The organism is Caulobacter sp. GW821-FHT09H08, from assembly GCF_059415885.1.
This window is the reverse complement of record NZ_JBWKOC010000002.1, coordinates 445887-462433: the sequence shown is the minus strand read 5'-3', so window position 1 is coordinate 462433 and position 16547 is coordinate 445887. Positions and strand designations below refer to the sequence as shown.

Annotated in this window: 8 protein-coding genes; all 8 read right to left on the bottom strand. The window is 66.8% G+C overall.

What is annotated here, in order from left to right; translation table 11 throughout:
• Nucleotides 1-94: 94 nt before the first annotated feature.
• Nucleotides 95-1207, bottom strand: a complete 1113-nt coding sequence (locus AC07NN_RS07325) for an endo-1,4-beta-xylanase (RefSeq protein ID WP_494639038.1) — start codon at nt 1205-1207, stop codon at nt 95-97.
• Nucleotides 1207-3069: a glycoside hydrolase family 2 protein gene (locus AC07NN_RS07320; RefSeq protein ID WP_494639036.1), complete on the bottom strand. Its 1863-nt coding sequence runs from the start codon at nt 3067-3069 to the stop codon at nt 1207-1209. Before AC07NN_RS07320 ends, AC07NN_RS07325 begins: the two co-directional genes overlap by 1 nt.
• Nucleotides 3070-3085: 16 nt before the next feature.
• On the bottom strand, nt 3086-6262 hold the full coding sequence (locus AC07NN_RS07315) for a TonB-dependent receptor (protein ID WP_494639034.1): 3177 nt from the start codon (nt 6260-6262) through the stop codon (nt 3086-3088).
• A 462-nt stretch (nt 6263-6724) separates the two neighbouring features.
• Complete coding sequence (locus AC07NN_RS07310; RefSeq protein ID WP_494639032.1) at nt 6725-7873, bottom strand: aldose epimerase family protein; 1149 nt, start codon at nt 7871-7873, stop codon at nt 6725-6727.
• Nucleotides 7866-9032, bottom strand: a complete 1167-nt coding sequence (locus tag AC07NN_RS07305; RefSeq protein WP_494639030.1) for an alginate lyase family protein — start codon at nt 9030-9032, stop codon at nt 7866-7868. Before AC07NN_RS07305 ends, AC07NN_RS07310 begins: the two co-directional genes overlap by 8 nt.
• A 54-nt stretch (nt 9033-9086) precedes the next feature.
• Nucleotides 9087-11510 carry a TonB-dependent receptor gene (locus AC07NN_RS07300; RefSeq protein ID WP_494639027.1) on the bottom strand — a complete coding sequence of 808 codons (2424 nt, stop codon included), beginning with the start codon at nt 11508-11510 and terminating at the stop codon, nt 9087-9089.
• 263 nt (nt 11511-11773) lie between these two features.
• A complete protein-coding gene (locus AC07NN_RS07295; protein ID WP_494639025.1) occupies nt 11774-14617 on the bottom strand; it encodes a TonB-dependent receptor in 2844 nt (947 codons plus the stop codon).
• 47 nt (nt 14618-14664) lie between these two features.
• Complete coding sequence (locus tag AC07NN_RS07290; RefSeq protein ID WP_494639023.1) at nt 14665-16530, bottom strand: hypothetical protein; 1866 nt, start codon at nt 16528-16530, stop codon at nt 14665-14667.
• Between the last annotated feature and the right edge of the window lie 17 nt (nt 16531-16547).

Genomic DNA, 16547 nt, shown 5'->3' with positions numbered 1-16547 from the left:
CACTACTCAACCTCAGGGGACCACGCTTAAGGATTTCGGGGAGCCTTGACTACTGCGTTTCAGCGCCCCCTTGGCCGACCGTTCGGCGTGGACCTCAGGTTCTCGCCGGCGCCGCCGAAAACGCCTTGAGCAAGGCCGCCCCCAGCGGCTTGGGCTGAAAATCGTCGTCGTAGAGGCATCCGCGCTTATGCTGGCCATCCGCGCGCGGCCGGAAGCTGTCCAGCCAGCTAAAGCGGTCCGACAGGCCCCATGTCACGAAAGTGGTGGTCTGCGGATAGGACAGGACGATGTCGGCCCAGGCCTTGCCGTAGTCGGCCACCTGTCGGTCGCGCTCGGCCGCGTCGCCGGCGATATCGCGGTCGTCGACATCGAACTCGGTGACCAGCAACTTGTAGCCCATGCCGGTCGCCTCATCGAGGAACGCTCGCCAGTCGCGCTCGCGCCGCTGCACCGCGGACTTGTCCGCCGGCGCGGTGACGTGGGCCTGGATACCGAGGGCGTCGACCGGGATGTCGCCCTTCTTCAGCGATTCCAGCAGGCGCAGCACGCCCGCACGGTGCTGGGCCGACCCCGTCCCCCAGTCCATGTAGTCGTTATAGACAAGCTGAGCCTTCGGCGCCGCCTCGCGGGCCAACTGGAACGACAGGGCGATCAACCGGCCCAGTCCGCCGGAAGCCTGGGCCAGGATGCTGTCGCGCATGCCGCCGGTGTTGGGATCGATCGCCTCGTTGACGACGTCGAAGCTGTCGATGCGCTTGGCATAGCGCTTGGCCACCGTCGCGACATGACGGCCGACGAGGCGGTCGCAGGCCTCGACGGGCTTGGAGCCGAAGTCGTAGGTCTTGACCCAGTCCGGCAGCCGGTCCTGGCGCGGCCAAAGCAGCGTGTGCCCGCGCAAGGCCTTTTCCGCGTTGCCGGCCCAGGCCGCATAGCGGTCGGCCTCCTCGAAGTTGAAGCGGTCAGGCCCAGGAGCCAGCGGGACCCATTTCATGGCGTTCTCGGGCGTGATCACCGCGCACTCGCGCTCGACCAGGGCGCGGTAGTCGGCGTTGGCGAAGCCGCGCGAGCCCACGGCCGTGCCGAAACGGACACCGCTGCGCGCCGCGGCGGCCGCCAGGCTCTCGCCCTCGGCCGCTTGAGCCAAGCCCGTCGGCGCAAAGGCGGCGGCAGCGCCGCCCAGCATGATCGCGCGTCGATCCATCCGCATCACTTCAGTTCCTTTGCGGCCTTGTCGGCATAGAAGTCGGCCAGGACGTCGAACGCCAGCTTTCGCTGCCCAGTCTCCGACACCAGCCCCTTGCGGTTCCAGCCCTGCTGATAGGGGTTCTGGCGGCGCGGCGAGCGGAAGTCCTTGAGGATCCAGGGCGAGACGCCGCGCAGCGTCGGGATCTTGGCCGCCATGGCCAGGGTGGCGCGGTAGTAGTCGCGCTGGAATTCCTCGGAGAACTTCTGCGGCGTCGCGCGCTCGTCGTGGAAGCCGGCCTTGGCGTCGGCCCCGAACTCAGAGAACAGCAGCGGCTTGTCGGCGGGCACGCGCCACTGGATCGCCGGCACGCTGGCCAGGCGGTCGGCGGTGTACCAGCCGTTATAGGTGTTGATCCCCATCACATCGAGGGACGCGGCCAGCGGGTCGTTCATGGTCATGACCGGCGTCCCGTTCTCCTCGGTCCGCTCGGTCAGCAGGGCCGCGCCGACCAGCCGGCTGTCGTCGAGTGTCCGCACGTCGGCCGCCAGCGTCTGCAGGAAGGCGTTGCGCGCCGGCGAGTTGGGGGTCTCGTTGGCGATGCTCCAGATGGCGATGGCGGCGCGGTTGCGGTCGCGGACGATGTTCTCGGCCAGCATCTTGCGGGCGGCGGCCAGAGTGGTCGGGTTTCCCCAGTCGATCAGCCAGTAGACGGGGATCTCGCTCCAGACCAGCAGGCCCAGCTCGTCGGCCATGCGAGTAGTCACTTCCGAATGCGGATAGTGGGCCAGGCGCACGAAATTGGCGTGCAGCCCCGTCTTGGCCTCGGTCAGCAGAGCACGGGCGGCGGCCGAGGTAATGGCGCGCGAGGGCGCAACGCCGAACTCCTCTTCGTGCAGGCTGATGCCGCGCAGGAACAGCGGCTTGCCGTTCAGCAGGATCTGGCTGCCCTGGACCTGGATCGTGCGGAAGCCCACGCGGTCGCGCCAACGATCCTCGCCCGCCTCGACGGCGACGTCGTAGAGCTGTGGCCGTTCGGGCGACCAGCGGACCAGGCTCTTGGGCGCGGCCGCGCTGGCGCGCCAATGGCCATTGGCGTCGGTCGTCCCAGACAGCGTCAGGCCCAGGGCGGCGACGCGCAGCGTGACAGGAAGCGCGGCGGCCTGGGCGCCGCTCAGTTGGACGTCGACCAGGATCTGGCCATCGCGGCTCAGCCGCACCCAGGCGTCGTCGACGAAGGTCGCGGGCGTCGCGATCAGGCGGATATCGCGGGTGATCCCGCCGTAGTTCTCCCAGTCGGTCACCGGCGGCGGCACGCTGGACGGACTGGCCGCCGAGTCCACGCCGACCGTGATCTGGTTCTCGCCGGCACGCAGGCGCTGGGTCACCTCGAAGGCGAAGGGCGTGAAGCCGCCCTCGTGCTCGCCGACGAACTCGCCGTTCAGGTAGACGCGGGTCTTGTAGTTGGCCGCGCCGAACCGCAGGAACTGGCGCTTGCCGGGCTCGAGCTGGGCCACGAAGCGGCGCTGGTACCAGACCAGCCCCTGGTAGTGGCGCATTTCGGCCGAATGGGTCAGCCACGAACCCGGCAGCGTCGCCAGCGGCGCGGCCTGCATATTGTACTCGAACGGCCCTCCGCCCTCCCGCATCGCCGCGTCGACGTCGGTCTCGGCGTAGCGCCGCTCGCTGGCGTTGGCTGGCTGGCCGTGGAAGTCGGTGACGCCCGATCGATAGGGGTCGATCGAGTAATGCCAGAGGCCCGAGAGGCTCTGACCCGCCCGCAGGTCCGCCGCTACCAGGGTCTGCGCATCGGCCCGCGGGGCCAGGAGCACCGCGGCGGCCCAGACAACGACGGCCAGGGGGGCCGCCGCAATCCACGATCTCATCTTCACGCGCTCCGCCTTAGCCGCCGAACCGGGCGCGCAGCGACACCGTCAGGCGGCGGTCGGCCACGAACCAGGAGCGCGGCGCGGTCACCAGGTTGTTGTTGATCACCTGCGAGGTGCGCGTCGTCGCGGCCGTCAGGTTGTAGCCCTGCAGGCCCAGGCGCACGTTCGGCGAGACGGTCAGGAACGCCGAGGCGTCCAACTGGCCGGTCGCCTCCGAGAAGATCGGCGCGAACGGCACGATCACATCGCGTGTCGTCAGCAGGAACTTCGAGCGCCAGGAATAGGCGGCGCGCAGTTCCACCCGCCCCTTCTGGTAGAAGGGCTGGACGTTGAAGGTGTGCTTGGACAGGCCTTGCAGCGACAGCTTGCTGGTGTCGACCGTGGCCACGGTGCCGGCGGCGACATCCGGGTCGGTGCTGCTGAGCGTGCTCTGGCGCACGCCCGAAGCGTCGACATAGGTGTAGTTGGCCGTCAGGCCCAGGCCGTTCAGCGCGCCCGGCAGGAAGTCGTAGGTCTGGGAGTAGCCGACCTCGAAGCCGCGCACCTTGCCGGTGTCCTTGGAGTTCAGCGGGGTGGTGACCAGGCCGTCGAAGCTGACGCCGTTGTTGTTGAAGGTTAGGCGCTCGGTGCCGTTGGTGACGACGCCCTTCAGGTCCTTGGCGAACACCGCCAGCGACAGCTGACCGACCTTGGAGAAGTAGTACTCGGCGGTCAGGTCGAGGTTCGTGGCCGTCACCGGCTTCAGGTACGGATTGCCGACGTTGAAGATCGCCACCGGCTTGCCGTTGGTGATGATCGTCTGGTCGGCCGTGTTCAGCACCACGCTGTAATAGGCGCGGGTCAGGCCGAACTCGGGCAGCGAGATCGACTTGTTCAGCGCCGCCCGGAACAACAGTCCGCCGCCGACATTCAGCTTGGCGTTCAGCGAGGGCAGCCAATAGTCATAGTTCAGCTTGGTGGTGATCGGCGTCATGGCGCCGTTGGCGAACTTGTTGGCGTCCGGCACGAAGCCGCAGAACGGCGAGGTCGGCTGGGTGCAGGTGTAGACCCGGGACGGGAAGGCGTAATAGCCCGAGGCCTCGCGCGTCGTCTTGGTGTAGCGCAGGCCGACATTGCCGCTCAGCGCCCAGCCGTTGTCGAAGGTCCCGTTGAACCGCGCGACGGCGTAGGCGGCGTTGACCTTCTCCTCGACCGGATTGATCTCGCTGGGCAGATAGTCCGAGCCCGAGATCACGCCGCAGCGCTGCGAGAGCGGGACCCAGTTCTGCGGGCAGCCGTTCAGCAAGCGCGGACGCCACTCGTCGCCGATCTGCAGCAGTGAGCTGCTCAGCGCGGCGTAGTCGCGCAGCAGCGCCGAAGGGTAGTAGAGACGGCCGTCGCCCGCCGGACTTGAGACCTTGCCGCGCAGGAAGTTGCTGAACAGGAAGCCTTCCTGGGGCCCGACCGGACCGCCGAGGCGGGCGGGATCAGTCCCGACGTTGTCGGGCTTGCCGTTGATCGGGTCGTCGAACCACACCGGACCGGCGCCGGCATAGATGTCGCTGAGGACGCCGTAGTTGTAGGCCGAGAAGCGGGCCGTGTTCTTACGATCCGCCCAGCGGTAGCCGACGTCGATGGACTTCAGCCAGCCGTCTGGGGCCGAGTAGCGCAGGTCGATCCGCGCGGCGTCCTCCTGGCCCGTGCTGTTCTCGACGTGGTCCATCGCCGCGCCGTAGTAGCTATTGTACGGGTTCAGGAAGCCGTCGTTCGGGGTCGTGAAGTAGGTCGGACGGAAGGTGATGCCCGGGCAGCCGGCCGCGGTCGTGCAGGGCTCGATCGGGATGAACTTCAGCGTCGGCAGATCCCCGCCGTTCAACTGCAGCACGGTGTTCTGGTAGGTCACCGCCCGCACGCTCATGTCGTAGACGTCGACCGTCGAGCGGACGTGCTGGTAGTCGGCCGTCAGGGCCAGGCGGTCGTTGATCTCGAACTTGAAGTTGGCCCCGAAGTCGTCGGTGACCAGGTGGCGGTCGACATAGCGGACCGTGTTGTTGCTCTTCATGCCCGTCAGCGGCACGCGGGCGCGGGAATTGTACTGGTCGTCCCGATAGCCGACCGGCACGGTCAGGGTCCCGCCGGTGAAGACACCGTCTTCGTCGAAGGTGAAGCTGGTTCCGCCCAGGGCGCGGGAGTCGCCGGCCGAGGTGACGTTGTCGGTGGCGATCTCGGCGGTGTGTTCGTCGGATTTCTCGCGGGCGTCCGAGCGCAGGAACTGCGCGGTTGCCGTCGCACGTCCGTCCAGGCTCTTCCATTGCAGGGCGCCGGCATAGCCGTAACGGACGCGGTCGTATTCCTGGGTCCGCTGACCGCCGCCGCGCGGCACCCAAACCTGCTTGGCGCCCGCCGTGGTCGGAGCCACCAGGTTGCCCGCAGCGTCCAGGCCGCGCAGGCCGAAATTGGCGATCTGGATGCCATCGGCGCGCGAGTGCAGCTCGGAGCGCACGAAGCTGACCATGGCCCCGATCTCGCCGATGCCGGTCATCGCCCGGTCGCTGGCCAGCACCGAGACATTCGGCGAGGAGCGCTTGGCGAAGTCGCTGTTGTTCAGCTCGACCGTGGCGGCCAGCAGTCGGCCTCGGGCGTCGAACGGCGTGCGGGTGCGCAGGTTGACCGTGCCCGAGATACCGCCCTCGATCATGTCGGCGCTGGGGCTCTTGTAGACGTCGACGCCCGACAGCAGCTCGGCCGGCACGTCGGCGAAGCTCAGGCCCCGGCCGTTGTTGGCGGTAAAGGTGTCGCGGCCGTTCAGCTGGCTGCGGGTGTAGGTCAAGCCGCGCACCACGACGCCGCTGCCCTCGACCGAGAAGCGGTCCGGATTGTTGCCGGCGGTGAAACGGGTGATCGAGACGCCCGGGATACGCTGGATGGCCTCGGTCACCGACCGGTCGGGCAGCGCGCCGATGTCCTGGGCCGAGATGCTGTCGACGACGACGTCGGCGTTGCGCTTCAGGTCGCGGGCGCTCTGGATGCTGGCCTTCAGGCCGGTGACGACAACCTCGCTGACGGTCTCCGGCTCGCTCTTCGGCGCGGCGGGCGCGGTCTGGGCGAAGGCGGCTGGCGCGCTGGCCAGGACGCCCAGCGCGATGATCGAGACGCCCAGCTGCAAACGCTCACGGATGCTCTGGAAGTGGTTCTTCGGCGACGAATTCATCTCGTTTCCCCCTGCACATTCGGCGGCTGATCCGCCGTTGTTGTTCAAAGTGACCTGGCCAGTTCGATCGACCAGTCTCATCGCACCGCGCCATCCCATTCGACGCCAAGCCGAACAGTCCTGCGCAGAAACGCCCCAATACGGTACCGGTAACGGTGTTTTCTCGCGCCGGGGCGGCTCGATGGGCAACGATCTAATCCATCACGATGGCAGCGCTGTCAAAGGATAATTGACAAAGTCCCCTGGCCAATTTCGAATATCGAGACAAAACAAGCCCTTGCGCCACCAAAATGTCCTGACCAGTTTTGCGCGGCCAGAGAATTGGGCGACCAATTTCTTGCATGGGTTGCGAAGCACCGCGGAACGCACGCTGATGCGCTTCGGGTGTGGGCCTCGCGAAAAGGCGCTGGTGAGGGCGTGCGTTTCGCGGGTAAGCGAACGTCGAGCGGCGCTTCGGTGTCTCTAACGCGAGAACCGCAGGATCGTCGTCGACTTGAATTGCTCGCCCGGACGCAGGACCGTCGATGGGAAGGCGGGCTGGTTGGGGCTGTCGGGCAGGTGTTGCGTCTCGAACGCCAAGCCGGCGTGCCGGGGATAGGCTACGCCCTCGGAACCGATTTCGCTGCCGTCGAAGCCGTTGCCGCTGTTGAACTGCACGGAGGGTTCGGTGGTCAGCACGGTCATGCGCCGGCCGCTGACGGGGTCCTCGATCCAACCGGCCGGAAGCGGGGTCGGCGCGACCGCGTCACGCAGGACGAGGCTGTGATCGAAACCGTTCGACGAAGCCAGCAAGGGATCGTCCAGCCGGAGCACGTCGCCGAGTCGTCTGGGCGCGCGGAAATCCAGCACCGAGCCCTCCACGGGGGGCAACGCACCGGTCGGCGCCTTCCGCGCGTCGACCTCGGCATAGCGGTCCGCGTCGATGTGGACGCGGTGGTCCGCAACGGTCCCCGCCCCTGCTCCCGCGAGATTGAAGAACGCGTGATTGGTGAAGTTGACGACCGTCGGAGCGCTGGTGCGCGCGGCATATTCGATGCGCAGTTCGTTGGACTTTCGCATTAGCCGATAGGTCACCGAAAACCGCAGCGCGCCAGGGAAACCCTGGTCGCCAGCTGGACTGAGCAGGTGATAGCGGACGCCGACGGACTGCCGATCAGAGAAGGCCTCGCTGGACCAGACCCGCTTGTCGTAGCCACGCGAGCCGCCATGCAGGGTCATGTTGTTGCGGCCGGCCTCCAGCGCGTGGATCTGGCCGTCCAAGGTGAAACGAGCGTCCGTGATGCGGCCGGCATAACGCCCGATGATCGCGCCATAGCGACGCTGGTTGGTCTCGTACGAGCCGATGTCGGGGCGGTTCAGAACCACATTGGCGATCTTGCCTTGGCGGTCGGGCGTCTCGATCGCGGTCAGGGTGGCGCCGAAGTCGATCGCCGCGACGCTCATGCCCAGGTCGTTGCGCATCACGGTCTTGACGACGAGGAGACCGGCCTTGGTCTTTCCGAACGGCACGCGATGGACCTCGGCCGCCCGAGCAGAGCCCGCGATGGCGATGGTGGCGATCAGCGCCGCGGCCGCGCCCGACCGGCTTCCATGGGAAAAGAGATCAGGCATCGATCCAAAGCACCGGCTGACGAAGCGGATAGTTGCGGATGATCTCGGCCTCGGTGGGATCCGGATCGAGACGGCGCCACAGGTCCAGGTAGTCGTTCCGTTTCAGCGCCAGGCCGCCGAACAGCAAGCTGGGCTGGCGAACGGGCCAGCCGTCCCAGGCCTCGACATCCGGCGGCTTGAGCCAGGTCTTCTTGTCGGCGATGAACGGGGCCATGTAGGCGAGCGCGTCGGCGATCGAACCGCCCGCCGCGCCCTTCCAGGTCCAGAAGTCGTCGCCCGGTGTTGACATAACGTGGGCGCAGGCGGCCAGGACATCCAGATTGAACAGGCAATAGCCGTAGGGTTTGGTCCGAACCAGCTCCAGCGGCTGGGAGCCGTCGGCGGCGATCTGGCCGGGAACCAGTGTCTTGATCCGGCCTCGCGCTACGTCCAGCTCGGCCTTGCGGCCGGTAAGCTGCGCGAAGACGGCGGCCTGAAGCGCCCAGCATGTGCCGTGGTTGTTCTTCTGATCGCGCTCGTCGACGCCGTTGGCCGAGGTGCTCATCCAGGTGAGGTAGGCGTCGAACCAGGCCACCGTCTGGGGATAGACGCTCGCCTTCGGCCGCGCGGCCTTCAGCACCGAGACGGCTTGAGCGACCTCGACCAGGTGCAGGGTGTCGATGACGCCGATCCCGCGCCCGGTATTCACCCCGATGATCGCCTGAGCATGCTCGAGATGGGGGTTCATCCGGGTGTCGGGCGAGACGAACCAGGCTTTCAGGTGCTTTTCGGCGTGCTCGGCATAGCGAGCGTCCTTGGTCACCTTGTAGGCTGCGGCCAGGGCCGGCAGCTGGACGCCCAGCCGGATCACCGCGTCGCGGTGGGCCGTGAACTTGTCGGGATTGGAGTAGCCGTCCTTGCGGATATACGGCCCCTTCGGGTTCGCCGGATCGGGCCACCAGTAGTCGGCTTCGGAGTAGTAGTCCTGGCGACTGCCGGGGCTACGAGGCGCGTCGAACGCGGTGATCGTCACCGGCTCCTCGATCAGATAGCGGTCGGCCGCCTTCAGGATCCGCGCTCGGTCGATCGCCGCCAGGTCCAGCTTGCCACCGGCCGCCGCCGAGGTTCCGAACGTCGTGACGGCAAGGGCCGTCCCCAGAAAGAAGTCGCGCCGGTTCATGAAACGCTCCGAACGAGAGCGAGGGCGGCGCGAAGGCCGCCCTCGTGGATTGGACTAGTACTTCACCTGAGCGCGGACGCCGAAGTAGCGCTCGCTGTCGCGGCCCGGCTTCCAGTTCACCGCCAGGGTGGCCGGAGTCGCCGTGCGGCTGAAGTTCCAGGCGTTGTCGCGCCCCTTGGTCAGGGCGTAGTTCTTGTCGAACAGGTTGTTGGCGAAGACGCTGATCTTCCACTGGTCCTTCTGCACGCCCGCGCCCAGGTTGAAGATCCCGTAGGCTTCCTGCACCGCGTCCGGGTCCTGAACGAGGCTGAAGGTCACGTCCGATTGCCAGCGATACGACGCCTGGATGAAGGCGCCATACTCGGCGTTCAGCCGCCAGTCGTACTGTCCCGTCAGACTGGCCGTCCACTTCGGCGCATTGGGCAGCCCCTTGCCCGAAAGGTTTTGTCGACCGCTCACACAGCCCTCGGCGGCGGTCTGGGCCGCGTAGCACGGGGCGCTGAGGAACTCGTCCATCCGGGCGATGTTGTAGGCGCCGTTGGCGTTCAGGGTCAGGCCGCCGGCATAGATCGCCACCTCGCTCTCGACACCCTTGGACGTCACCTTGCCCAGGCTCTGCAGGATGTTCTGGCCGAGATCCAGATCACGGCTCTGGGCTTGGAAGTGGCGGTACTCCTCGAAGAAGGCCGTCATGTTCCAGGTCAGGCGACGGTCAAAGAACGAGCCCTTGAACCCGGTCTCGTACGACTTGCTGGTCTCCGGCGGGATCGGCTGGCGCGCGGCCACGCAGTCGGCGACCGGCAGGCCGAAGCACGAGCCGGCCGCGGTGGTCGGCGTGCGCACGGTCAGGATGCTGGTCAGGTCGTAGGCCAAGCCCTTGTAGCCCTTGGCGAAGTTGGCGAAGGCCATGAAGCCGGGCGTGAAGCGATACTGGACCGCCGCCTTGCCGGTGACGACGCTGTCGCTGTCGCAGGTCGAGATCTTCAGCGAGGGTGTCGGGGTGTTGGTGGAGCACGCCGGTCGGCCGAAGGTCACCCCCGTGTCGCGATCCAGGAAGTCGTAGTCGAGCTTCTCGTGGTGATAGCGCAGGCCGCCGATCAAAGTGAGCTTCGGTGTGACGTCGTAGGAGCCCTGGGCGAAGGCGGCATAGGTCTTCGACGTCGAGTTGGTGATGTAGGTGGAATAGACCAGCGAGTTGGTCGTCGGCAGTTGCTGGCCGCCGTTGAAGATCACCCCGTTGAAGCTGCCGTGAGTGTTGGAGCCCCGCACATAGTCGCGGGTGCTGTCGGTCTTGCTGAAGAACAGGCCCGCCACGTAGCGGAACGGCCCGCTGCTCGGCGAGGTCAAGCGCAGTTCCTGGGTCAGCGTCTTGACGTCGAACGAGCCGCCGTCCCCTACCCCGCCCTTCGGCGCGGCCGCGAAGTTCACGCCGCTGACCGTCAGGGTCTGGAAGTTGAAGTCGCTGGAATCGGAGTCCTTGAAGTCCTCCAGGCGATACTTGTCGTAGGACGAGATCGACATCAGCGTCCCGCCGTTCGGCAGGTCATAGACCAGACGCAGACCAGCGCCGTAGTCCTCGGCGAAGCCCTCGGTGTCGAGGTCCAGTCGCGTGAGGCGATTGTTCGGCCCGGGCGTGATCCCCGCGAGGATCGTCGAGGCCGGCAGGTTGGCGCGGCTGAAGGTGACGCCGGGGCTCAGGAAGTACTGGGCCGGGGCGCAGCAGGTGCCCTCGGTCTTGGTGTAGTACGGCGACAGGGTGGCGGTGAAGCGGTCGGTCGGGCTCCAGGCGATCTTCGACCGCACCGTGTAGTCCGTGGTGCCGTTCTGCCAGTTGCCGGTCGTCAGGTTCAGGATGTTGCCGCGATAGTGGCTGTAGTTGGCGGCCAGGCGGACGGCGACGGTGTCGCTGACAGGGCCCGAGACGCTGGCCTGCAGGCGGCGCTCGTGATCGTCGGTGACGAGGGCGTCGGCCTTGGCGGTGAAGGTCTTGCTGGGCGCTTCGGTGGTGATGTTGACGACACCAGCGGAGGCGGCCTTGCCGAACAGGGTGCTCTGCGGTCCGCGCAGCACTTCCACCTGCTGGACGTCGACCAGGGCGGCAAAGGCGGCGGCCTGGAAGGCTTGCGGCACATCGTCGATGACCACGGCCACGCTGGGCTGGGTGGCGATCGAGAAGGCGTAGGTGCCAATGCCGCGGATGTTGATCGAGTTGTTGGCCGGCTGGGTGGTCTTGGAGATGGTCAGCGACGGCGCGGCGCGCGGCAGGTCGTCGAAGTCGCGGACATTGCCGCGCTCGAGATTGGCGGCCGTGACGACCAGCACCGAGGCGGGGACGTTCTGGATGTTCTGGGCCTGCTTGGTGCCCGTGACGATGATTTCCTCGATGACGGTAGACGGCGCGGCGGTTTCCTGGGCGCGAGCGGCGCCGGCTAGGCTGGCCAGGGCCGCCGACGCCAGCAGGATGGATTTGCAGGACATGGTCTTCTCCCCCTTCTTTATTGTTCGGCGGCCGCGCCAGAAGGTGTCTCGCGGTCGCTGCTGAACTCCGTCCCGATGGGGGCGAAGCGGATAAAGGGATCCCGCGTCCCGCAGCGCCTTCGCTGGGGGATCATCTGTCGGTCAGGAGCTCCGCGCTTGGGAGGCGATAGGGGAATCCTGGCGACCAACGGACCGCGGCGATGCGGCGGGACAGTGGTCGATCCGGCGGGGATAAGGTGAAGGACCCGCCGGACCGATTAGGATCAGAAGCGGAGGCGGACGCCGAAGTAGTATTGCGCCCCGTTGTCCGAGACCTCGGTGATCGAGTCCTCGCCGGCCTTGTACATGACGTCGCGCGTGTTGGTGACGTTCAGCGCCTGCAGCTTCAGCTGGACCTTCTTGGTCACGTCGTAGGTCGCCGACAGGTTCAGGTAGCCCGAACCCTTGGCGCTGCGATTGGTCCCGCTGTTGGGTTTGAAGTAGTCCGAGCGGTAGCGGTACGAGGCGCGCAGCGAGACCTTGTCGTTCTCCCAATAGACCGAGCCGTTGCCGGTGTACTTCGAGAGGCCGTTCAGGTTGGCCGGTCCCATGTACGCGGCGACGGTGGAGGGATCGGGGATCTCGAAATTGGCCTCGGTGATCGCCAGGCTGCCCTGCACGCCGAAACCGCTGAGGAAGCCCGGCAGGTAGCTGAAGGCATGGTTGCCCGAGAACTCGACGCCGTACAGTTCGCGGGTCTCGGGGTCGTTGGCCGGCGCGATGGCGTTGAAGGTCACCAGGCTGCCATTGGCCATGATGCTGGTTTCGCGCGGCTCCTGGGCGTCGAACGACGCGCCCTTCAGCCACTTGTAGTAGGTGGCGATCGCGAACGAGGTGTCGCGATTGACGTAGAACTCCAGCGAGGCATCCAGATTCCAGCCTCGCAGCGGCTTCAGGTTCGGGTTGCCCGTGGTGCTGTTGGCCAGCACGCCCTGCACCGTCGTGGCCGTGGTGTCGGCCACCGGCGTGATGCCGACGTTGAAGTCCTCGATGCCCGAGCGCGACAGGGCCTTGTAGCCGGCCAGGCGCAGCTTCACGACGTCGGTCAGGTCGAAGGCGACGTTCACGCTGGGCAGGAAATACTCGTACTTGCCCGTGCCGGTGATTTCCTCCAGCGGCGTGCCAGGCGTGCGGACCACCGAGGCGGCCGCGCCGCCGATCGACGGGACGACGGTGACCGGGCCACGGTAGCCGCGCGACAGCACCGTGGTGCGGACATAGCGCACGCCGGCGTTGCCCGAGACCGGCGTGTCGCCCACCTCGGTGCGGAAGTTCGTCATCACATAGGCGGTGCTGATCCGCTCACGGATGTTGGAGTCCGTCGGGTCGGGCGCGTTTTCCGGCAGCGGGTTGCTGTCGCGGCCGGTGTAGGTGCGGAACAGGCAGTCGTTGTCGAACAGCGCCCAGGACTTCACGTTGCTCTTGCCGTCCATGTAGTTGGACGTCGAGAACGGCAAGCGGCAGTTGGCGTTCGCGTCGGCGACCAGTTGAGCGGCCGAGCGACCGTCGTACGGCGTCGGGATGGTGACGTCGTTGTTGTTGTTGGCGTCCTGCGTCCGACGGTGATCCGACAGGCGGCCGCCGACCTTGATGTTCTGGAAGAACTTCCCCTCCAGCTCATAGGTGACGTCGGCCCGCACCGCGCCGATCTTGTCGAAGCGGTCGGTGACCAGGCGATAGCGCGCGTAGTTGCTGTTGGCGACCGGGGTGGCCAGCAGGAAGTTGGTCGGATCGTTGACGTCGAAGTTCGTGAAGGTGACCGAGGGAACCTCGTCGGTCGTGGCGTCCAGCGTATAGGCCACGCGCGCCTTGGAGCGCATGTTGGTGGCCTTCTGCAGTTCGGTGCGGTGCGACTGCGAGTAAGACAGGTCGCCGCTGACCGTCAGGCGATCGGTGGGGGTCCAGCTGATCGCGCCGCCGCCGCCGATGTACTTCTCGTTGCGCTGGCGGTTCTCCAGCTGCACTTCCAGGGTCGAGCTGCCGTTGTATTTCAGCAGGACGCCGTCGCTGGCGTCGTTGGACACGCCACCGACGATCAGGGGCTGGATGCCTGCCAGACCTTGGGTGATGGCCAGTTGGTTGCGGTACTCCCGGCTCTTGCGGGTCGAGTATTGGCCGTCCAGGCTGATGTCGAGGCTGTCGCTCGGCTTCCACTGGAAGGCGCCGATGAGCGCCTCGCGCTTCTCGTCGGTGATCTTGGCCTGGAACGTGCGCGAGCTGGTGGCGAAGTAGCGCGGCCCCAGCGTGGCGCCCGTGGGCGCGGTCGTGGCGTTCGAGCAGTTGGTCGACGAGGTCGCCGGCGCCGTCGCGTAGGTCGTGCACGGCACGAAGGCCGAGTTGGTGATGTAGTAGTCCTCGGGCGTGGCCTGATCCAGGCGCTGATACCCAAGGCTCACGCCCATTTCGCCGAACCGCGTGTCGAAGCTGTCGGTGAAGGAGGCGTTGCCGCGATAGCCCAGGCCGTTACGGCCACGGATGTCGTCGTCCTTGGGCAGGTAGGCGCCGCGCACTTCCATCTGGATGCGGCGCTTGCCGTAGTCGACAGGGCGGATCGACTTCAGCTCGATGACGCCGGCGATGCCGCCGTCCAGGAAGTCGGCCTGCTGGCTCTTGTAGACCAAGACGCCGTTGACCAGCTCCGACGGGAACTGCTGGAAGGCCACCGAGCGGTCGGGACCGGCCGTCGAGACCTCGCGACCGTTGAAGGTCGAGAAGCTGAGCGCGGGACCCAGGCCCCGAACGCTGAGCTCGTTGGCGTTGCCCTTGAAGCGGTCGGCGGTGACGCCGGTGATACGCTCCAGCGTGTCGCCCACCGAATTGTCCGGCAGGGCGCCGATCTCGTCATTGACGATGCCGTCGACGATGACGCTGGCGGTGCGCTTGGTCTCGATCGAGTTGCGCTGAGTGGCGCGCGCCGAGGTCACCACGATCGCGTCGAGCGTCGAAGGATCCTCGGACGCGGGCGTCGGCGCGGTCTGCGCCAGGGCCTGGGCTGGCAGCACGATGGCCGCCGTCAGCAGCAGGCTCCGATAGAATGCCGAGCGCTTGGTCGATGATGTGAACTTCATGGTCTCTCCCCTTCTCTTTTTTGGTTGTTGCGCCGAGGTCCTCCGCCTCAGCGGTAGTCGAGACGCCAGGTGATCTTGAAAGGCGTCGCTGGGTCCGTCGGCGCGCCATGACAGACGACCTTGGTCGTCATGGCGCCCGTCGCGGATCGGTATTCCTTGTCCTCACCCGCAGGTCCGGACTGACAGGATTTTAGGCCTTCGACGGCGAAGCGGCGCACAGCGCCGTCCGCGAAGGTGGTGGTCGCTCCGGCCTGCTTGGCGCCGCCCGAGAACGCGCCGAGCTGCAGCTCGATGTCCTTGACCTTCACGCCCTTGGCCGGGGTGAAGACGTCCGTGCGAGTGATGCGGCCGGGCTCCAGCACATAGGTCGTCGCGACCGTGACGCGCTTGTCGGCGACCGGGGCGCGCTCGCCCATCCTGTCCAGCTCGTCCTGGCGCCAGGAGACCGTGGCCTTGGCGCCCTTGGCCTCGACCTTGGCGTCCTTGAAATAGGCCAGCGGCATCAGGGCCGAGCCGTCTTCCAGGGTCAGGCGGGGGATCAGGAACGGCGCGACGCCATCGGGCGAAGCCGCCAGCATTCCCGGCGAGAACGGGATCGGGAAATACGGGTTGTGCATATGCTGGCTTTCGCCACCGTTGATCACAGGCAGGCTGATCAGCCGCGCGCCATCCCGCACCGAGATCAGCAGGCGGTCGTATTCACCGCGCTGGAACCAGGTCACCTGTCGGCGCGGCAGGGTCGAAAGACCCTTGGCCCAGTCGTCGGCGGGCGCCTTGCCGCTGTAGCCCATGCGCGCCCAGTGGGCGCTGGTGTAGGCGTATTGGTGGGCCAGCGAGAGGTTTTCGCCGAGGATCCGGAACTTGCCGCGATAGTCGTCGGTGCGACGACCGCCGTCCCAGAGGTTCACCGAACCGGTCTTGGGATCCTGCCAGAACGCGGCGTAGCGCTGGGCCGCACGGGCGGAATAGGCGTAGGCCAGCTCCTTTTCCTGCGGGATCAGCAGATCCAGCACCGCCGCGGCGGTGAGCACCTCGATGATCGCCGTTTCGCCGTACGGGCCAATGCTGCGCCCGTATTCGAAGCCTTGCCCCTCGGCGTCCAGGCGCATCAGCATGACGTCGGCCGACTTGCGCAGCCAGGTCAGCACTTCCTGCGGCGGCTTGCCTCCGGTCTCGATGAAGCGCTGGGCGATCTCGCCGGACAGCAGCACGCTGTAGCGGTCGAACCGCCCTTCCCCGTCGGTCTCGTCGGCGAAGCCGTACTGGCCCGAGTAGAGCTGATAGTGCTCGGCGATCTTGGCGTAGAGCTTCTCGGCCGGCGCACCGTCCTCCCAGCCCATGCGGGTGCGCAGGCGGGCGATGGCGAAGGCGACGCAGTAGTAGTTATTGGGATGGTCGATAAGCGCGTAGGTGTCGACATCGACGAACATCCGCCAGTCCAGGCGCACGCGCAGCTTGGCCAGGGTCAGCGGATCGACCGCGTCCTTCAGGCGGCCGGCCTCGCGCAGCTTGTTCAGCGCCGAGAGGTAGTAGTAGGCGCCCCAGGTGTCGTTGGCGTCGTCGGCCGTGAGCTTGGCGATCTTGCGGAAGTCGGCCAGGTAGGTCGGCAGGCGCGGATCGTTGTCCGGCAGGGTGACCAGGAAGTCGACCAGGCCCAGGGCGATCTTGCCGGGCAGGAACTTGTCGCTGCCGTTGAAGACCGGCGTGCCGTCCAGCTCCAGCTTGCGGCCGTCCTTGACCAGCTTGATCAGCAACTGTTCGGTCTGGGGCTGAATGCGCTCGCGGACCGTGGCGTCGTAGGCCGGAATGGCGGCGGGAGCCTCGGCCGCGTACGTGGCGGACCCCGCGCCCAGCAGGATCAAGGTCGCGATCGAAACGCTGCGCGCGACGCTGGTAACCGGTGTCAAGTACAAGTCGACGGTCCTCCCCG

What these genes read in the sequence shown, in the direction of transcription:
- AC07NN_RS07310 (WP_494639032.1), bottom strand. Translation starts at nt 7,873, where the DNA reads ATGCCTGATCTCTTTTCCCATGGAAGCCGGTCGGGCGCGGCCGCGGCG.
- AC07NN_RS07295 (WP_494639025.1), bottom strand. Translation starts at nt 14,617, where the DNA reads ATGAAGTTCACATCATCGACCAAGCGCTCGGCATTCTATCGGAGCCTG.
- AC07NN_RS07325 (WP_494639038.1), bottom strand. Translation starts at nt 1,207, where the DNA reads ATGCGGATGGATCGACGCGCGATCATGCTGGGCGGCGCTGCCGCCGCC.
- AC07NN_RS07300 (WP_494639027.1), bottom strand. Translation starts at nt 11,510, where the DNA reads ATGTCCTGCAAATCCATCCTGCTGGCGTCGGCGGCCCTGGCCAGCCTA.
- AC07NN_RS07320 (WP_494639036.1), bottom strand. Translation starts at nt 3,069, where the DNA reads ATGAGATCGTGGATTGCGGCGGCCCCCCTGGCCGTCGTTGTCTGGGCC.
- AC07NN_RS07305 (WP_494639030.1), bottom strand. Translation starts at nt 9,032, where the DNA reads ATGAACCGGCGCGACTTCTTTCTGGGGACGGCCCTTGCCGTCACGACG.
- AC07NN_RS07315 (WP_494639034.1), bottom strand. Translation starts at nt 6,262, where the DNA reads ATGAATTCGTCGCCGAAGAACCACTTCCAGAGCATCCGTGAGCGTTTG.